The 19,359-nt window shown below is 38.1% G+C and carries 16 protein-coding genes; 7 read left to right on the top strand and 9 right to left on the bottom strand.

From position 1 onward, the window contains the following. Window positions 1-4 precede the first annotated feature (4 nt). Entirely contained in the window at window positions 5-703 is a 699-nt protein-coding gene (gene rsuA / locus AAX18_RS04060) for a 16S rRNA pseudouridine(516) synthase RsuA (protein ID WP_046953051.1), read from the top strand. A gap of 1 nt (window position 704) precedes the next feature. Then, complete coding sequence (locus AAX18_RS04055; RefSeq protein WP_046953050.1) at window positions 705-1,901, top strand: Bcr/CflA family multidrug efflux MFS transporter; 1,197 nt, start codon at window positions 705-707, stop codon at window positions 1,899-1,901. 32 nt (window positions 1,902-1,933) lie between these two features. Here AAX18_RS04055 and AAX18_RS04050 read toward each other — a convergent pair whose 3' ends face one another. Then, complete coding sequence (locus tag AAX18_RS04050) at window positions 1,934-2,734, bottom strand: hypothetical protein (RefSeq protein WP_046953049.1); 801 nt, start codon at window positions 2,732-2,734, stop codon at window positions 1,934-1,936. A 97-nt stretch (window positions 2,735-2,831) separates the two neighbouring features. Here AAX18_RS04050 and AAX18_RS04045 point away from each other — a divergent pair, with 97 nt between their 5' ends. Together AAX18_RS04045 and proA are read left to right on the top strand one after the other, a co-directional pair. After that, on the top strand, window positions 2,832-3,494 hold the full coding sequence (locus AAX18_RS04045) for a trimeric intracellular cation channel family protein (protein WP_005646565.1): 663 nt from the start codon (window positions 2,832-2,834) through the stop codon (window positions 3,492-3,494). Between the two features lie 20 nt (window positions 3,495-3,514). Beyond that, window positions 3,515-4,768 (top strand): glutamate-5-semialdehyde dehydrogenase, encoded by a 1,254-nt coding sequence (gene proA, locus AAX18_RS04040; RefSeq protein WP_046953048.1) that lies wholly within the window; start codon window positions 3,515-3,517, stop codon window positions 4,766-4,768. A 78-nt stretch (window positions 4,769-4,846) separates the two neighbouring features. Here proA and dnaJ read toward each other — a convergent pair whose 3' ends face one another. From dnaJ to dnaK, 3 genes are all read right to left on the bottom strand, one after another. Next, window positions 4,847-5,995, bottom strand: a complete 1,149-nt coding sequence (gene dnaJ / locus AAX18_RS04035) for a molecular chaperone DnaJ (protein ID WP_046953047.1) — start codon at window positions 5,993-5,995, stop codon at window positions 4,847-4,849. 97 nt (window positions 5,996-6,092) lie between these two features. Further along, window positions 6,093-6,542 (bottom strand): hypothetical protein, encoded by a 450-nt coding sequence (locus AAX18_RS04030; protein ID WP_052748875.1) that lies wholly within the window; start codon window positions 6,540-6,542, stop codon window positions 6,093-6,095. A gap of 72 nt (window positions 6,543-6,614) precedes the next feature. Further along, entirely contained in the window at window positions 6,615-8,522 is a 1,908-nt protein-coding gene (gene dnaK / locus AAX18_RS04025; protein ID WP_046953045.1) for a molecular chaperone DnaK, read from the bottom strand. A 317-nt stretch (window positions 8,523-8,839) separates the two neighbouring features. Here dnaK and AAX18_RS04020 point away from each other — a divergent pair, with 317 nt between their 5' ends. After that, on the top strand, window positions 8,840-10,282 hold the full coding sequence (locus tag AAX18_RS04020; RefSeq protein ID WP_046953044.1) for a YdgA family protein: 1,443 nt from the start codon (window positions 8,840-8,842) through the stop codon (window positions 10,280-10,282). Window positions 10,283-10,323: 41 nt separating this feature from the next. Here the strand turns inward: AAX18_RS04020 and AAX18_RS04015 are convergent, their stop codons facing one another. The 5 genes from AAX18_RS04015 to mgsA all read right to left on the bottom strand — a co-directional run bounded on the left by AAX18_RS04015 (window position 10,324) and on the right by mgsA (window position 14,394). After that, a complete protein-coding gene (locus tag AAX18_RS04015) occupies window positions 10,324-11,799 on the bottom strand; it encodes a surface lipoprotein assembly modifier (protein ID WP_046953043.1) in 1,476 nt (491 codons plus the stop codon). Window positions 11,800-11,908: 109 nt separating this feature from the next. Continuing rightward, window positions 11,909-12,328: a hypothetical protein gene (locus AAX18_RS04010; protein ID WP_046953042.1), complete on the bottom strand. Its 420-nt coding sequence runs from the start codon at window positions 12,326-12,328 to the stop codon at window positions 11,909-11,911. A 60-nt stretch (window positions 12,329-12,388) separates the two neighbouring features. After that, window positions 12,389-12,838: a hypothetical protein gene (locus AAX18_RS04005; RefSeq protein WP_046953041.1), complete on the bottom strand. Its 450-nt coding sequence runs from the start codon at window positions 12,836-12,838 to the stop codon at window positions 12,389-12,391. A gap of 19 nt (window positions 12,839-12,857) precedes the next feature. Beyond that, window positions 12,858-13,655, bottom strand: coding sequence for a hypothetical protein (locus AAX18_RS04000; protein ID WP_046953040.1), 798 nt, complete (start codon window positions 13,653-13,655; stop codon window positions 12,858-12,860). A 280-nt stretch (window positions 13,656-13,935) separates the two neighbouring features. After that, the gene (gene mgsA / locus AAX18_RS03995; RefSeq protein ID WP_046953039.1) at window positions 13,936-14,394 is read right to left on the bottom strand and encodes a methylglyoxal synthase; all 459 of its coding nucleotides are present in this window, start codon (window positions 14,392-14,394) and stop codon (window positions 13,936-13,938) included. A 303-nt stretch (window positions 14,395-14,697) separates the two neighbouring features. Between mgsA and aceE the strand changes: the two genes are divergently transcribed. Both aceE and aceF read left to right on the top strand, forming a co-directional pair. Beyond that, a complete protein-coding gene (gene aceE, locus AAX18_RS03990) occupies window positions 14,698-17,358 on the top strand; it encodes a pyruvate dehydrogenase (acetyl-transferring), homodimeric type (RefSeq protein WP_046953038.1) in 2,661 nt (886 codons plus the stop codon). A gap of 63 nt (window positions 17,359-17,421) precedes the next feature. Beyond that, on the top strand, window positions 17,422-19,314 hold the full coding sequence (aceF, locus tag AAX18_RS03985) for a pyruvate dehydrogenase complex dihydrolipoyllysine-residue acetyltransferase (RefSeq protein WP_046953037.1): 1,893 nt from the start codon (window positions 17,422-17,424) through the stop codon (window positions 19,312-19,314). The last annotated feature ends 45 nt before the right edge of the window (window positions 19,315-19,359 follow it).

Raw genomic sequence — 19,359 nt, 5'->3', positions numbered from 1 at the left:
CATAATGAGATTAGATAAATTTATTGCTGAAAATACGGGATTAACGCGTTCTCAAGCAACAAAAGCGATCCGCCAAAGTGCGGTAAAAATTAATGGTGAAATTGTCAAAAGTGGCTCGGTACAAATTTCACAAGAAGACGAAATTTATTTTGAAGATGAATTATTAACTTGGGTGGAAGAAGGCCAGTATTTTATGTTGAATAAGCCACAAGGCTGTGTTTGTTCTAATGATGACGGCGACTATCCAACTATTTATCAATTTTTTGATTACCCTTTAGCGGGGAAATTACATAGCGCAGGTCGCTTAGATGTTGATACAACAGGTCTCGTCTTGCTTACCGATGATGGACAATGGTCACATCGCATCACGTCTCCAAAACATCATTGTGAAAAAACCTATTTGGTGACATTAGCTGATCCCGTAGAAGAAAATTATGCGGCTGCTTGTGCGGAAGGCATTTTATTACGCGGAGAAAAAGAACCCACTAAACCAGCAAAATTAGAAATCTTAGATGATTACAATGTGAATTTGACGATTTCTGAAGGTCGCTATCATCAAGTAAAACGTATGTTTGCCGCACTTGGGAATAAAGTTGTTGGATTACATCGCTGGAAAATTGGGGATGTTGTACTAGATGAATCCTTAGAAGAAGGCGAATACCGCCCATTGACTCAAAATGAAATCGAAAGTTTGGTGAAATAAGATGAGTCAACAAAAATCTACTTTTATCTTTATTCTTACGCTCGGTATTCTCTCCATGCTACCGCCTTTTGGCGTGGATATGTATTTGCCGTCTTTTTTAGAAATTGCGAAAGATCTCGGCGTGAGTCCAGAACAAGTACAACACACGCTCACTTCTTTTGCTTATGGCATGGCGTTTGGTCAGCTTTTCTGGGGGCCTTTTGGTGATAGTTTCGGACGAAAACCGATCATTTTACTCGGTGTCATTGTGGGCGCGCTAACCGCTTTGGTGCTCACCGAAATAAATTCGGTCGGAAATTTCACCGCACTTCGTTTTGTGCAAGGTTTCTTTGGTGCTGCCCCTGTTGTGCTTTCTGGCGCATTATTGCGTGATTTATTTAGTAAAGATCAGCTATCTAAAGTAATGTCCACCATCACCTTAGTATTTATGCTTGCACCTTTAGTTGCACCAATTATTGGTGGTTACATCGTTAAATTTTTCCACTGGCACGCGATTTTTTACGTTATTTCGCTCGTGGGATTATTAGCCGCGACATTGGTCTTTTTCATCATTCCAGAAACCCATAAAAAAGAAAATCGCATTCCGCTGCGCTTAAATATTATTGCTCGCAATTTCCTTCTGCTTTGGAAGCAAAAAGACGTGCTCGGCTATATGTTTGCCGCCTCTTTTGGCTTTGGTGGGTTGTTTGCTTTTGTGACTGCAGGATCAATTGTCTATATCGGCATTTATGGCGTTCCCGTTGATCAGTTCGGTTATTTCTTTATGATGAATATCGTTACAATGATCTTTGCCTCTTTTTTAAATAGCCGATTTGTCACTAAAGTGGGCGCAGAAACAATGTTACGGATAGCCCTCACAATTCAATTCCTTTCTGGAATGTGGCTAATTTTGACCGCACTTTTAGATCTCGGTTTTTGGCCAATGGCAATTGGCGTCGCCTTTTTCGTCGGTCCAAACCCAGTGATTTCATCAAATTCAATGGCATCAGCTTTAGAAAGATGTCCTCAAATGGCGGGCACAGCAAATTCTTTGATTGGTAGCGTACGTTTTGCAGTGGGTGCAATTATGGGAAGTTTAGTTGCGTCAATGAAAATGGATACTGCCGCACCAATGCTCTTTACTATGGGGGCATGTGTCGCGATTTCCGTATTGGCGTATTACTTTCTAACCAGCCGAAATTTAAAAAGCCGTAGGTAAATATCCCCACGGCTCAATGATTGTTTCCTTTATTAAGCGAAGACCATCCATAACGGCAAACAAACAGCAATAAATAATAGGATAAATAAACTATTGGCAGATAATTTCCACTTTTGGAAACTATGCAAAATCAGAATAGCCGCAATAACAAAATGGCAAACAAAATAAATGATGTAAGCAAAAATACTGTCAGAATTAACCGCACTTTCCATGCCATTTAAAAGTAAAAATAAAAATATTGCCAAAGCATTTAAGGCCAGCAATATAATCATGGCTAAGGGCAACAATGCAATAAAACCTTGTAAACGATTTCGTGCAATAACAAGCGCAAGATTTGCCAAAATCACGCCAGATAAAATCGGTGCAAACGGGTTATACTCAGCAAAATCACTTGCAGGAAGCACGGCAAAAATCATTAAATAACTCAAGCAACCTAAACCCGCAATTAATGCAGCCATCAATAAAAAACTGTTACGGATTTTTTCAGTTTTTGGTTGTTTCCAAATAAAATACACAACAGAAAGGCCACATACGCTCATCACGTTAGTAAGCGTGTGATTATTCTGTAATAGGCTTATCAGCAACCACACCGCCCAATAAATAGCAAAAGTCAAATTAACTTTGATTAAACGACCACGTTGTCCTGGGCAAATTTCGCCGCGATAAAACACCAACAAAGAAATTAGCTGTGCAACCAACACGCCTACACCTAAATGGGGCATTGTTTGCTTTTCAGATTGCAAAGAAAAAATAAATAGATCGATGCCAAGCACCATTGAGATCGATAATATCGCAAGCAATGCCGCGATATATTTAGAAGATTGTTCTGACATAATTTTGACGTCTGAAAAAATAATGCGCCATTATGCTAAAAATTCATTAAATTTTAAAGTAGAATGAAACCAATTATAACCGCACTTAGGTACATAAATGTTACTTAGTATTTTATATATCATCGGTATCACCGCTGAAGGAATGACAGGTGCACTTGCGGCTGGTCGTGAAAAAATGGATATTTTTGGCGTGATAATTATCGCATCCGTCACTGCCATTGGAGGCGGCTCTGTGCGTGATGTACTACTCGGACATTACCCTCTCGGCTGGGTTAAGCATCCAGAATATTTTTTAATGGTGGCAAGTGCAGCGGTAATTACCGTGTATGTTGCACCGTTCATCAATCATTTTATGCGCTACTTTCGCACTATTTTCTTGGTACTCGATGCGATGGGTTTAGTGGTGTATTCCATTATTGGCGCACAAATTGCGATGGATATGGGACACGGTCTCACCATTGTAAGCATTGCAGGCTGTATTACAGGTGCCTTTGGCGGGGTTCTACGCGATATGCTATGCAATCGAATTCCTCTCGTATTCCAAAAAGAACTCTACGCCAGCATTGCGCTATTTGCTACTCTGACTTATTACGCATTAAGCACACTTCAAGTAGAACATACTCTTGCCGTGTTACTCACACTTATTAGCAGCTTTACTTTACGTCTTTTAGCTATTCATTTCGAATGGGGGTTGCCAGTGTTTAATTACCAAGAACTCACATCGGAAGAACAAGATAAGCTGCCAAATAAAAAGAAATAAATACAATAAAGGAAATAATTATGTTAGAACAAATGGGTAAACAAGCCAAAGATGCGGCATTTATCTTGGCTCAACTCACCACTGCTGAAAAAAATCGTGCATTATCCATTATTGCAGAACAACTCGAACAACAAGCACCGCTTATCTTAGCCGAAAACGCAAAAGATATTGAACTTGCCAAACAAAATAGATTGTCTGATGCCTTGATTGATCGCCTACTGCTCACGCAAGAACGTTTGCAAGGCATTGCTAATGATGTACGCCACGTTATTTCACTTGCAGATCCTGTGGGGAAAATCATAGACGGCGGTACATTGGATAGCGGACTTAAAATCGAACGCGTACGCATTCCGATCGGTGTTATTGGAACAATTTATGAAGCTCGCCCAAACGTGACCATTGATGTAGCAAGTCTTTGCCTCAAAACGGGTAATGCAGTGATTTTACGCGGCGGTAAAGAAACACAGTTTTCTAACAAAATTTTAATCGAAGTTGTGCAAAATGCTTTAGAGCAAGCCGGCTTACCAAAATTTGCAGTGCAAGCTATTACTGATCCAAACCGTGAACTCGTTATGCAATTATTAAAACTAGATCGCTATGTGGATATGATTATTCCTCGAGGAGGTGCGGGTTTACATGAATTGTGTAAACAACATTCTACTATTCCAGTTATTGTGGGTGGTGTGGGTGTTTGCCATACTTTCGTTGAAGAAAGTGCGGATCAAAATAAAGCGATTTTTGTTATTGATAACGCCAAAACCCAACGTCCAAGCACCTGTAACACATTGGAGACATTGTTAGTTCAACATTCTATTGCTGAAGAATTTTTACCTAAACTTGTCTCTCACCTCTCTGCCAAAAACGTAAAATATCATGCAAAATCCACCGCACTTAATATATTGAAACAAGCGGGTGCGAATGTCTGCGAAGCAACAGAAAAAGAATTACGCGAAGAATGGGGATCATTGGATTTGAATGTCGTTGTTGTGAAAGATATTCATGCCGCTATTGAGCATATTCGCCAATATGGTACGCAACATTCTGAAAGTATTTTAACGTCCTCACAAAACCTAGCCCGTCAATTTATTAATCAAGTCGATGCAGCTGCCGTTTACGTGAATGCAAGCACACGCTTTACTGATGGCGGACAATTTGGATTAGGCGCAGAAGTTGCCGTTAGTACCCAAAAACTTCACGCTCGTGGTCCAATGGGATTAGAAGCATTAACGAGCTATAAATGGGTTTGTGAAGGCGAATATACCGTTCGCAAATAAAACCCAAAGTGCGGTAATTTTGAGAAGAGATTATTTGCATATAAAAAAGTCCGCGAAATGCGGACTTTTTCATTATATTTATTTGTCAGATTTACCCAAATTATCAAAGAATTTTTTCACACCGTCTAAAAATCCTGAAGATTTTGGTGCGTGTTTACTTAAATCTTTACCTTGTAAACTTTCCTCAAGTTTTTGAAGTAATTCTTTTTGCTCGCTGGTTAAATTAACGGGTGTTTCGACCACAATACGGCAAATCAAATCGCCCGCATAGCCGCTACGTGTAGAGGCAACACCTTTGCCTCGCATGCGGAATAATTTTCCTGTTTGCGTTTCAGCTGGGATTTTAAGCTTCACTCTGCCATCTAAGGTTGGCACTTCAATTTCACCGCCAAGGGCTGCAGTAGCAAAGCTAATCGGTACTTCGCAATATAAGTTGTTACCGTCACGTTCAAAAATATTATGTTCTCTCACGTGAATCACAACATATAAATCTCCAGCTGGCGCGCCATTTTCGCCCGCTGCGCCTTTGCCAGCTAAGCGAAGTTGGTTGCCCGTATCTACGCCAGCAGGAATTTTTACTGAAAGATTTTCTTTCTTATGAACACGTCCTTCTCCATGACAGCTGCGACAAGGTTTTTCAATTTTCTTACCGCTACCATGACAAGTTGGACAGATACTTTCAGATACGAAGAAACCTTGTTGACGACGAATTCGACCAGAACCGTGACAATGCGGACAAGTTTCCACTTTAGAACCTTTTTCAGCCCCAGAGCCACCACAGCTATCACAATGCACAAGAGTATTGATTTGAATATCTTTGGTTGTACCTTTTACAGCTTCTTCTAAAGTGATTTCTAAGTCATAGCGTAAGTCTTCGCCACGAACAACACGCTGGCGACCACGTCCACCGCCACCAAAAATATCTCCAAAGATATCGCCGAACATATCACCAAAATCAGCGCCGCCAAAGCCGCCACCGAAACCACCAGCGCCACCACCTTGTTCAAAGGCTGCGTGGCCATATTGATCATAAGCTGCGCGTTTTTGATCGTCGCCTAATACTTCATAAGCTTCATTAATTTCTTTGAATTTTTCTTCTGCTTCTTTACTGCCTTGGTTTTTATCCGGGTGATGTTTAGACGCTAAACGTTTATACGCACGTTTAATGTCGTTCTCACTAGCCCCTTTTTGTAAGCCAAGGACTTCGTAGTAATCTTTTTTTGCCATAATAATTCCAATTCATTAACAATTCTAAAATTTAACTAGTGGTAATAAGATTTCACACACAATGATTTTATATATGTAAAGCGAAATCTCCCTTGCTCTAACCTTCATATTTAGGATTGTATTTATAATGTAATGCAGCTTCAATTAACGATAATGCCAAGCGACCTAATTCTTCATCAATTAAGATATTTATTCTTTGGCAGTTATCTTTAATCCACTGACCAACATTCTCTTTAGTAATTGAATGAGAGATAGAAAATACTTCATCTTTTAAAATTGACTTAGCTAAATTACTGATAGAAGACTTTGGTGAATAATGTTGAGAAGTATATCTAGCTTTGCTTTTAGCCCCAACTTTACCTATTTTTAAATAGGTATCTTTATATTTAAAAATATAAATAGCCATTTTTCCATTATCTAAAGATTTTGGAGCACTATGTGGAATACCAAGAAATTCAAATCTGTAACTTGTACTTAGTATTTCTTTTCCTAACACTTCTGAAATTTCTGAAATAATTTTTCTAGCCTCTTTTTCAAACTTATCCATATTTACCCAAATATATATACACCAAAAGGGCGTGTTTCCACGCCCTTTGTTTATGCTAAGAAGAGCGGTGAATTATTTATTATCTTTCACTTCTTCAAATTCAGCATCTACCACACCATCATCTTTTGCTGATGATTGTTGTGGTTGCTCGCCACCAGCTTGTTGAGCTTTTGCTTGCGCTGCTTGCATTAACGGTTCAGAGGCTTTAATTACAGCTTCAATTTTCGCTTCAATTTCTGCTTTATCTTCACCTTTTGCTGCTGTTTCAAGCTCAGCGATTGCAGCTTCAATTTTCTCTTTATCTGCAGCACTCAATGCGTCGCCAGCTTCTGCAATTTGTTTACGTGTTGCGTGAGCAATGCCATCCGCTTGATTACGCGCTTGAACAACTTCTTCAAATTTACGGTCTGCATCTGCGTTCGCTTCTGCATCACGCACCATTTGTTGAATTTCTTCATCAGATAAACCAGATGATGCTTGAATACGAATTTGTTGTTCTTTACCCGTATTTTTATCTTTCGCAGATACGTTAATTACGCCGTTTGCATCGATATCAAATGTTACTTCGATTTGTGGCATACCACGCGGTGCAGGATTAATACCTTCTAGGTTGAATTGACCTAAAGATTTATTGTCTGCTGCACGTTTACGTTCGCCTTGAAGAACGTGAATGGTTACCGCACTTTGGTTATCTTCTGCAGTTGAGAACACTTGCGATTTTTTGGTTGGAATCGTGGTATTTTTCTCAATTAAAGTGGTCATCACACCACCCATGGTTTCGATACCAAGTGATAATGGAGTTACGTCTAATAATAGAACGTCTTTCACATCACCTTTTAATACGCCACCTTGAACTGCCGCACCAATTGCCACCGCTTCATCTGGGTTTACGTCTTTACGAGCTTCTTTACCGAAGAACTCAGCCACTTTTTGTTGTACTAATGGCATACGAGTTTGACCACCCACGAGAATGATATCGTGGATTTCGTTTACACTCTTACCTGCATCTTTTAATACAGCTTTCAAAGACTCAATTGAGCTTGCCACTAAATCTTCTACTAATGCTTCTAATTTTGCACGAGTGATATTTAATGCTAAATGTTTAGGGCCTGTCGCATCTGCAGTGATGTACGGAAGGTTCACTTCAGTAGATTGAGCTGATGAAAGTTCAATTTTTGCTTTCTCTGCTGCTTCTTTTACACGTTGTAATGCCATTGGGTCATTACGTAAATCAATGTTTTGTTCTTTTTTGAACTCATCAATAATGTAATCAATCACACGGTTATCAAAGTCTTCACCACCTAAGTGAGTGTTACCACCGGTTGCTAACACTTCGAAAGTTTGTTCGCCATCAAAGTTATCAATTTCGATGATTGAAATATCGAATGTACCACCACCTAAGTCGTAAACTGCGATCACTTGGTTCTCTTTGCTTGAACCTAAACCGAATGCTAATGCTGCAGCTGTTGGTTCATTGATGATACGTTTAACATCTAAACCTGCGATTTTACCTGCATCAATAGTTGCTTGACGTTGTGCATCGTTAAAATATGCAGGAACAGTAATTACTGCTTCTGTTACAGATTCACCTAAAAAATCTTCTGCCGTTTTTTTCATTTTTTTCAATACTTCAGCAGAAATTTGTGGCGGTGCTAATTTATCACCTTTTACATTTACCCAAGCATCACCATTGTCAGCACGAGTAATTTCGAAAGGCATAATTTTAATATCGCGTTGAACTTCTTCACTTTCAAAACGACGACCAATTAAACGTTTAATCGCAAACAATGTATTTTTCGGGTTAGTGATTGCTTGACGTTTTGCTGGCTGACCCACTAAGGTTTCATTATCTGTATAAGCAATAATTGAAGGGGTTGTACGTGCACCTTCTGCATTTTCAATTACGCGCGCTTTGTCGCCGTCCATTACAGCTACACAAGAGTTTGTTGTACCTAAGTCAATACCAATAATTTTTCCCATTTTGTACTCCTAGTAAAAATTTTAAAATTCGGGGTTGAACTTATAAACGTCTCAAAATAGCCTCTATCACAAATATTTTTGAAACATCTACAAGCCCTATTTGTTACGAATTGTAAGATGTGGATATTCTTTCGCATTTCAAGAGAAAATTTTAAAAATTTTTTATTTCTTCAAGTGCAGTGATTTCCGTTCTTGTTTTCAAGATAAGTCTCAAATGATGAACTTCAAGGGGAAAACAAAAATTTTCATGCAAGAAAAAGGGATTTATGATAAATTTGGCGAAAATTTTTACTTTAAAATAGGAAAGAAAGAAATAAATGAAAAAATCAAAAATTGCTGCAGGCGTAGTCGTTGCTCTTGCTGCCGTTTGGTGTACAGGCGCATGGTTTACAGGGGAAAAAGCGGAAGAAGAATATTTACATCAACTAAAACAGTTAAATCAACTATTTGCCAAAACAGATGCATTAGAAGAAAGTAAAATTTTTTATAAAAATATAAAATTTGATAGAGGATTATTTGCATCTCATATTCAAGATCAAATAGAAATCCACAAGGCAAATGAAACGATCCTTATTCCTTTATCATCAACACTTTATCACGGGCCTTTGCCGCTTGATCGTGTGGCGAAACTAAATTTCGTTCCAGCCATTTTTTCAAGCCAAACCTTGGTAGGAAAAAATGCAACAACTCAGGCTCTCTTTGACATCACAAAATCAGAAAAACCGTTACAACTGAATTTTGCAATGAATTATTCATTAAGCGGTAATGCGGAATTAAAACTTGCATCGGGGCAATATCACAATGAGCAATCTAGGGCTGATTTTGATTGGTCAAATGTCGTATTAAATGTTGATTTAGACAAAAATGAACCAAGCAATTATACGCTATCTGTAGATGCATTTAATTCAAATGACCCAAATCATGCAGTTTCAACTACTTCATCAATTAAAATAAAAGATCTTGTCGTACAAGGCTCGTTGCAAAGCACAAAATGGCCATTTATTTATAATGGGAACATCAATAGTAAAATAGGCTATTTTGAGCAAAATACCGAATCTGCAGAGACTGGAGAAAAGCTCTCTCTGATTCAGAAAAACAGCCAAGCATATTTAGCTACACAAGTTGAGGGCGATACAGTAAATATCATCAATAAAACAAATCTGGATGAATTACATATTAATGGCAATAGCTTAGGTAAAGTGACCAACAATGTAGAACTCAACCATATTGATGGCAACGCATTACAAGAACTTTTAAACATTTTAGTAGCAATAGGCAAGGCTGATTCAGATATGCCGTTACCTAAACCATTGGTGCAAAAATTACAACAAGCAGGCATGGTCATTGCAAATAATCAGCCTCAAATTAAATTAGCCCCTCTTTCTATTTCTGATGAAAAAGGCAAAGTTGCATTGAATCTGAATATTGCTTTAGTGCCAAATCCTAAATTCGATTTAATGCGCAGCGGCTTATACAAACAATTCAAAGATTTTTCGATCAATTTTGATGTGAACAAAGAAACTGCAATTTCATTATTATCTAAATTTACACCAGAAAACCAAAAGCAAGATTTAGTTCACCGATTGAATGAATTAGTTACCGAAGGTGAAGTGAATGGCATTATCGTAAACTCTGATAAAACCGTCACATTAACGCTTGCTTTAGAAAATAATGAATTAAAACTAAACGGCAAAGCAATCCCAGAAGAACAGTTGAAAATGGTACTCTTCATGCTTGCAATGGGGGGAATTGGGAGATAACTAAAACAGGGCGATAAATTATCGCCCTGTTTTGTATTTAATTAAAACGTTTTTTCAAACAACATATTCACATACTTCTGTGTGTAAGAATACATTTCTGGAATATTGCTATCTTGTTTACGCCAGCTTAGTTGGAGTTTTGGTGTAATTCCCCAAATATGCCAATCGCGTTTCCATAGGGATAAATTTATGCCGTAAATTTTATCTTCTCGACGTTTTCCAAAAGAAAACAAATTGAGATTACCAAGTTTGACAATATCTTTAAATTCACGTTTCATTAATGATAAGCCAAGACGTGAAGAGATGCCCCAATTCCACTCTTGTCCCCAACCTAAACGTAGGCTTTTACTGTCTGAACCATATTGACGAACCTTCGTTCTTTCTGCCATGAAATCAGAACCGAGGTAGAAAAACTGTTTTGGTGTTCTTGCCCACAGTAAGGTTGCTGAAATCAGTTTGTTATTGCCGTTTTGTGATGAACTGTCTAAATAACGTTGTTTTGAAAACTCTCCTGCAGTCGAAAGTTGCCAGTTAGGGCTTAACCAGCGAGAAAATTCCACTCTTGCCCCGTTAGACCAACGGTAACTTTCGCTGCCATACCAACGTTTTTCATAAAAAGGTTTGATACGAAAGTTTTGCTTTGCGGTTTTATGTGCATAGCCAATAAAAGTGCGGTTGGAAATATCATCAAATTCATGATTATCCCAGTAGCTCTTGCCACCGAACTCATTGCCCACCGTGAGATAATGAGAACCCCATAAATTAAAATCTCTGGAAATATCAAGTGAATACGCCAAGCCGTGGGCTGTTTGTGGCATCATCGATTCGGAACGCGTTAAGGTGCCACCATTATTTAATACGACCGTTTTACCCTCGCCGACATTATTGACATTGGTATCACGCACATAATTAAAAGAAAAATCCACATTCCAGCTGTCACGTTCTTTTAAAGCCTCTAAATAAGCATCCATTAAACGCTTAACTTGAGGCGGTAAATCCTCTGCGGTTTGCGCTTTTTCAAATTGGTCTTTAGCAGCCCCATCTTGTTTTTGATTAAATAAAGCGATAGCCAGTTCAATTCTCACAGGGTTTAAATTGGGATTTTTTGCCAATATTTCACGGTAATGCTCAATAGCTAAAGTATAGTTTTCTGTTAGTGCAGCCAATTTTCCTTCCGCAAAACGCTCCATAATTGGGTCACGATTTGGAAAAGTACGGTAAATTTCCAGCAATTTTTTAATCATTTCTGGATTGCGGGCATAAATGGCACGAGTTAATAATTCGTGGGTTAAAGCGGGATTTTGTTTAAGTTGCTCAAGAGTAATTTGAATTTGTTCAGCTTGTTCTGTGCCCAAGTGCGGTAAATTTTGTTCGCGTTTTTCAAGTTTGGCGACATTAATTTGTGGTTCAAGTTCGGTTTTGAACTGAGGTTCGTTAATATTCGGTGTGATATTTGCTGTAGGTGTTTGGGCTAAAGAAGAAATAGGAAAAAGTAGAATAAGGAGTAGTTTTTTCATAATGATAACTTTTGGGAGTTCACATAGATATTGCTTCATATAATGTTTTAGATAAAGTGGGCTTATTAAAGCCCACTTTACATTAATATATAATCAAATACATTATTATCTATTTTATTTTGAATATTTCACCACCTCTTAATGATATAAAGACTGATAATACAACCATTAAGTTTTTAACAAAAATTATATAATAGATATATTGTGAATCAATTGATCTGGCTAGCTCAACAAGTTCATCGGAAATATCAATTAAAAAACAAATTGATGACAACATACATAATCTTATTACAAGTGATGAATTCGGTACATTAAAACTTTTACCTTTTTTATTAAGTATTATAGCAATCCATATTGTTATTATAGCTATTGATATTACAGATAAAATCCATATTAATTGAACTATTATTTCTTCTGCAAGTGAATCAAATTTAAAATATAAGAAGATGCAAGCACAAATTATAACAAAAGTCATAAGACAGACCGCCAAAAAATCAGTATCTTTTAATAATTTAATAATTTTTTGCATAAAATTTTATTTCCATAAAATACCCATCACACGATAGGCAATTTGAATCAAACGCAACTATTATTGCTTAGTTGCACCAAATACACCTTGATATTCCAACAAACCATTTTCAGGTAATTTGTCAGAATAGAGGCCATTCTTCTTCTCTCTATAAAAGCTAGTATAAATAAATCCTACAACATCATTGGCATCTTTATCTACAATATTTAGATCTAAGACTATAGAATTATCAATAAGGTTATTCGGAGAATAAACACCACAATAATCAGAAGGTTCAGAACAAGATTTTAACCATTTTAACTTTATGTCATTTCCGAGAAGTTTACTGTTAATAACAAGATCAGATAATTCATTAGAATCCGCTTTTTCTTTAAATTTAATTTTAAATGCAATATCACCATCCACTGCTGGCTCATCATTCACTGTTACAGCTGTATTTGGAATGGCCCTTTTTGCTACAGCAATAATATTTCCTTTATATGCAAATGTTTTTCCTTGTAATGATTCCATATTGTACTCAACACCATCTTTAATATATATAGTAACCAGCTTTAAAATTAGAATCCTGATCAGTAAAGGATTCGGTAAATACGTTTGAACTGTGTCGATCAATAAATAATGCACCATAACTAGAGTAAGGATTATTAATAAAGAGATAATTTACATCCTTGTTGTTATAATCGGCTTTCTTAATAATTAACTTATCACTGCCATGCTCAAAAGACTTATCATCAAGCTCAATAACTTTAGGGTAATCTAAGCCTGTCGTACTTTTATAAGATCCTTTATGTAGCCCAGAATATTTCCCTCCTTTTTGAATATCATCTTTTATCGCTTCTTTTATATCTATATCTGTACCTTTCTCAGCCTCTTTTGGTATTACATCTATTCCATTTCCATAATCTCTATTCCATAATGGATCTTCCCAACGGGCATCCGTCACAAACAAGTGATTATTTAGCATATTCCCCGTTGTTTTTGGTATTTTATTCAGCTCTGCTTGAATACGCGCTTCTTCCAGGCGTTTTGCTTCTTCCGCTCTTTCTTTGGCTTCACGTTCTAAGCAGGCTTTTTCTTCCAAATCTTTTGCTTTTTGGGCTTCTTCAGCTTTGATCTTCGCCTCTTCTTCCAAATCTTTTGCCTTTCGGGCTTCTTCAGCTTTGATCTTTGCTTCTTCTTCTAAACGTTTTTGTTCTGCTTCAGATTTATTGTTATCTTGGATACTTTGCTTGGATAAGGGATGATCTCCGGAGGAAGTAGAAGAACAAGCCACTGCCCCCAATGAAACTAAAATCGCAAGTGCGGTTGTTTTAAAGGTTGGTTTCATAATTTTTTCCTTTTGGAATTATAAAAAAATAGAGGAATGTTCTTATTGAAAACAAGAGATTTTATAGATGAAAAAATGCATTTATAAAAAACACCAATAAAAACTTTCTTATTCTAAAAAAAAAAACGCAAGCTAAAATGATTAAAAAAATAAAAAATTTTTATTTCTTTCTGATAATTTAGGCGGATTGACAAAATAGATAGGAGAAAAAGAAAAATAAGGAGAGAAAAATCCCCCTGAACACTAGAAAGTACGTTTATCAGGGGAAAAAATATGAATGTTATTTTAACCGCTCTTCTAAATACCCTTCATAATCTGGTACTTCAATTTCCACATCTTGTTCAAATAAAATTGAAGTTAACATGAAATCTGCGGAGCTTTGATTAATGGCAACAGGAATATTCCACACTGTTGCAATACGCATGAGGGCTTTCACATCTGGATCATGTGGTGCGGCATTCATTGGATCCCAAAAGAAGATCATCATGTCGATTTTCTTTTCTGCGATTAATCCGCCAAGTTGTTGGTCGCCGCCCATCGGACCACTTAATAAAGATTGAATGCTTAAACCTGTTTCTCGTTCTAAAATATGCCCTGTCGTACCTGTTGCATAAAGTATATGAGGCTTAAGTGCCTCTTTGTGTTTTTGCGTCCAATTCAGTAAATTTTTTTTGCAGCTGTCATGAGCCACAAGTGCAATACGTTTGTGTTGAGTGAGCGTTCGCGTCGTTATATGCATGATTGATTCCTTTTTGAAATAAGTTTGAAAACTTTAAAGCAAAGCCCTACAGAATGCAATGTTTTACTTATGATTTTAATAGGCTTTACAAAAGGCGAGAAAAAATTACCGCACTTTCAAAAGATTACTGATTAACACAGTACTCAACAGGGATATTTGATGAAAATTTACTATCTTTATCTCAAAAAATCTTCTAAAATTTGCAAGATTTGTTAAATGTTTGTAAAAAGGCAAGCATTTCTGATATTCGTGTTTAGTTCTGACTAAACTAATGTTCACTTAATTAACAGATAAGGAAAACCTATGTCTGAGATTTTAAAAAATGACGTTGATCCAATCGAAACTCAAGATTGGTTACAATCATTAGATTCTTTGATTCGTGAAGAAGGCGTAGAGCGTGCACAATATATTATTGAGCAAGTTATCGGCCAAGCACGCACCAACGGTGTTTCATTACCGACAGGTGTAACGACCGATTATGTCAATACTATCCCTGCTTCTGAACAACCTGCTTACCCAGGTGATCATGCTATTGAGCGTCGTATTCGTTCTGCTGTGCGTTGGAATGCTATTGCTATGGTATTGCGTAGTCAGAAGAAAGATCTTGACTTAGGTGGCCATATCTCAACTTTCCAATCTGCTGCAACCATGTATGAAGTTTGCTATAACCACTTCTTCAAAGCAGCAACCGAGAAAAACGGTGGTGACTTAATTTTCTTCCAAGGCCATGCTGCTCCAGGTATGTATGCGCGTGCATTCTTAGAAGGTCGTTTAACTGAAGAACAAATGGATAACTTCCGTCAAGAAGCCTTTAACGATGGTTTATCTTCATATCCACACCCTAAATTAATGCCTGAATTCTGGCAATTCTCAACCGTTTCTATGGGTTTAGGCCCTGTTAATGCCATCTACCAAGCGCGTTTCTTAAAATACTTAGATAACCGTGGCTTAAAAGATACCAAAGATCAAAAAGTCTATGCATTCTTAGGCGATGGTGAAATGGATGAAATTGAGTCTAAAGGTGCATTAACTTTTGCGGCTCGTGAAAAATTAGATAACTTAATCTTCACTATCAGCTGTAACTTACAACGTTTAGACGGTCCGGTTAATGGTAACGGTAAAATCGTTCAAGAATTAGAAGGCCTATTTACTGGTGCGGGCTGGGAAGTCATTAAAGTTTTATGGGGCAGCGATTGGGATAAATTATTCGCGAAAGATACTTCTGGTAAATTAACTCAGTTAATGATGGAAGTGGTTGATGGGGATTATTTAACCTTTAAATCTAAAGATGGTGCTTATGTGCGTGAACACTTCTTCGGTCGTTATCCAGAAACCGCCGCATTAGTTGCTGATATGACGGATGATGAAATTTGGGCATTACGCCGTGGTGCACACGATAGCGAAAAATTATATGCAGCCTATGCAAAAGCACAAAATGCAACGAAACCAGTTGTGATTTTAGCGCATCAAGTTAAAGGTTATAAAATTCCTGAAGCGGAAAGTAAAAACACCGCTCACCAATCTAAAAAAATGTCTTACGAAAGCCTTAAAGGTTTCCGTGACTACTTCGATTTACCATTGACTGATGAGCAAGTAGAAAAATTAGAATACATTAAATTTTCTGAAGGTACCCCTGAATACGAATATTTACATGGCCACCGTAAAGCATTAAACGGTTATGTTCCTGCTCGTCGTACTAAATTTGATGTTGAATATAAAGTCCCTGCATTAGAAGAGTTTAAAGCATTATTAGAAGAACAACCACGTGGTATTTCAACTACAATGGCGTTTACTCGTGCATTAAACATCTTATTAAAAGATAAAAACATTGGTAAAACCATCGTTCCAATGATTGCTGATGAAGCACGTACTTTTGGTATGGAAGGTTTATTCCGTCAAGTTGGTATTTATAACCCACATGGTCAAAACTATGTACCTTCAGATCGTGACTTAGTTGCTTACTACCGCGAAGCAAAAGATGGTCAAGTTCTACAAGAAGGTATCAATGAATTAGGTGCAACCGCATCTTGGTTGGCCGCAGCGAATTCATACTCCGTTAATAATCAACCAATGATTCCATTCTTCATCTATTACTCAATGTTTGGTTTCCAACGTGTGGGCGATATGATGTGGGCTGCTGGTGACCAATTAGCTCGTGGTTTCATGGTGGGGGGTACTTCAGGTCGTACAACCCTAAACGGTGAAGGCTTACAACACGAAGATGGTCATAGCCATATTCAAGCGGGTATCATTCCTAACTGTATCACTTACGATCCATCATTTGCATTTGAAGTTGCTGTAATTATGCAAGACGGTATTAACCGTATGTACGGCGAAAAACAAGAAGATGTATTCTATTACATGACAACATTAAATGAAGTCATGGATCAACCTGCAATGCCTGCTGGTGCAGAAGAAGGCATCCGCAAAGGTTTATACAAATTTGAAACAGTGGAAGGTAAAAAAGGCAAAGGCCACGTTCAATTGTTAGGTTCTGGTGCCATCATGCGTCATGTTCGTGAAGCGGCGCAAATTCTTGCAAAAGATTATGGTGTCACCTCAGATGTATTCTCTGCACCATCATTCAATGAATTAGCCCGTGAAGGTCAAGATGCGGCACGTTGGAATTTATTACACCCAACAGAGACACAACGCGTACCATACGTTGCTCAAGTATTAGCTGATTTACCAACCGTTGCTTCAACTGACTATGTTAAAGCATACGCAGATCAAATCCGTGCATTCGTACCAAGTCGTCATTATCATGTGTTAGGTACAGATGGTTTCGGTCGTTCAGATAGCCGTGCAAATTTACGTGAACACTTCGAAGTTGATGCACGTTATGTTGTGGTTGCTGCACTTTCTCAATTAGCGAAAGAAGGTACAGTATCTAATCAAGTTGTTGCAGATGCGATTGCAAAATTCGGTTTGAATGTAGATCGTATCAATCCGCTTTACGCGTAATTGATGAAAACTGCGGTCAAAAAATATCGTGTTTTATGACCGCACTTTAAAAGGAACAAAAAAATGTCAAAACAAATTCAAATTCCTGATATTGGTAGTGATGAAGTTACAGTAACAGAAGTCATGGTAAACGTAGGCGATACCATTTCTGTTGATCAATCTATCATTAACGTTGAAGGCGATAAAGCTTCAATGGAAGTACCAGCACCAGAAGCGGGTGTTGTAAAAGAAGTTTTAGTCAAAGTCGGGGATAAAGTCACAACGGGCACCCCAATGCTCGTTTTAGAAGCTGCAGGCGCTGCGCCAGCGGCTGAGGCCCCTGCTGCACCAGTAGCCGCTACTGCGCCAACTGCGTCAGCTGTTATTGAAGTAAACGTACCAGACATCGGTTCTGATGAAGTAAACGTTACTGAAATTATGGTTAAAGTGGGTGATAGTGTTGAAGTTGATCAATCAATCATCAATGTTGAAGGTGATAAAGCTTCAATGGAAGTACCGGCACCAATCGCAGGTGTAGTAAAAGAAATTTTAATTAATGTCGGTGATAAAGTTTCAACCGGTAAACTCATCATGAAATTTGAAACTGCATCATCTGCTCCAGTTGCTGCGGCTGCACCAGCTCAAACAACTGCGCCTGTAGCTGCCACAACATCTGCAATTAAAGATGTGAATGTGCCAGATATTGGTGGCGATGAAGTCAATGTGACTGAAATTATGGTTGCTGTTGGTGATACTGTTTCAGAAGATCAATCATTAATTACCGTTGAAGGTGATAAAGCGTCAATGGAAGTTCCAGCTCCATTCGGCGGTGTAGTAAAAGAAATTCTCGTGAAATCAGGTGATAAAGTATCGACTGGTTCACTAATTATGCGCTTTGAAGTAGCGGGTGCGGCGCCAGCTGTGGCAACATCTGCTCCAGCACCACAAGTTGCATCGCCTGCGCCGGCTGCACAACCTTCTGCTCAATCTGGCAATGTATCTGGCTTAAGCCAAGAACAAGTGGTGGCAAGCGCTGGCTATGCGCATGCTACTCCAGTTATTCGTCGTTTAGCACGTGAATTTGGCGTAAACTTAGATAAAGTAAAAGGTACAGGCCGTAAAGGGCGTATCGTTAAAGAAGATATCGAAGCTTATGTGAAGACCGCCGTTAAAGCTTATGAAAGCGGTGCAACAGCACAAGCTGCTGGCAATGGTGTAGCAAATGGCGCTGGCTTAGGCTTATTACCATGGCCAAAAGTTGATTTCAGTAAATTTGGAGAAATTGAAGAAGTTGAATTAAGTCGTATCAACAAAATTTCAGGTGCAAACTTACATCGTAACTGGGTAATGATTCCACACGTTACTCACTTCGATAAAGCAGATATCACGGATTTAGAAGCATTCCGTAAAGAACAAAATGCGTTAGCAGAAAAACAAAAACTCGGCGTAAAAATCACGCCAGTTGTGTTCATTATGAAAGCTGTGGCAAAAGCATTAGAAGCGTATCCACGTTTCAATAGCTCAATTACTGAAGATGCACAACGCTTAATCCTGAAAAAATATATTAACATCGGTGTCGCAGTAGATACGCCAAATGGCTTAGTCGTGCCTGTATTCAAGAACGTGAACAAAAAAGGCATTATCGAACTTTCGCGTGAATTAATGGAAGTATCGAAAAAAGCACGTGAAGGCAAATTGACTGCATCTGATATGCAAGGTGGCTGTTTCACTATTTCAAGTCTTGGTGGAATTGGTACAACTCACTTTGCACCTATCGTAAACGCGCCAGAAGTTGCCATCCTTGGTGTATCTAAATCATCAATGGAACCAGTATGGAATGGTAAAGAATTTGCGCCGCGCTTAATTCTTCCGATGTCGTTATCATTCGACCACCGTGTTATTGATGGTGCGGATGGTGCTCGATTCATCAGCTATATCGGTGCTGTATTAGCAGATTTACGCCGTTTGATTATGTAATAACGCCCCTTTCTTCTAATTAGAAGAAAGGGCGTTTTAGCAAAT

This window comes from Haemophilus haemolyticus (genome assembly GCF_001008205.1).
GTDB classification, from domain to species: domain Bacteria; phylum Pseudomonadota; class Gammaproteobacteria; order Enterobacterales; family Pasteurellaceae; genus Haemophilus; species Haemophilus haemolyticus_Q.
This window is presented reverse-complemented; position numbering and strand designations above follow the sequence as displayed.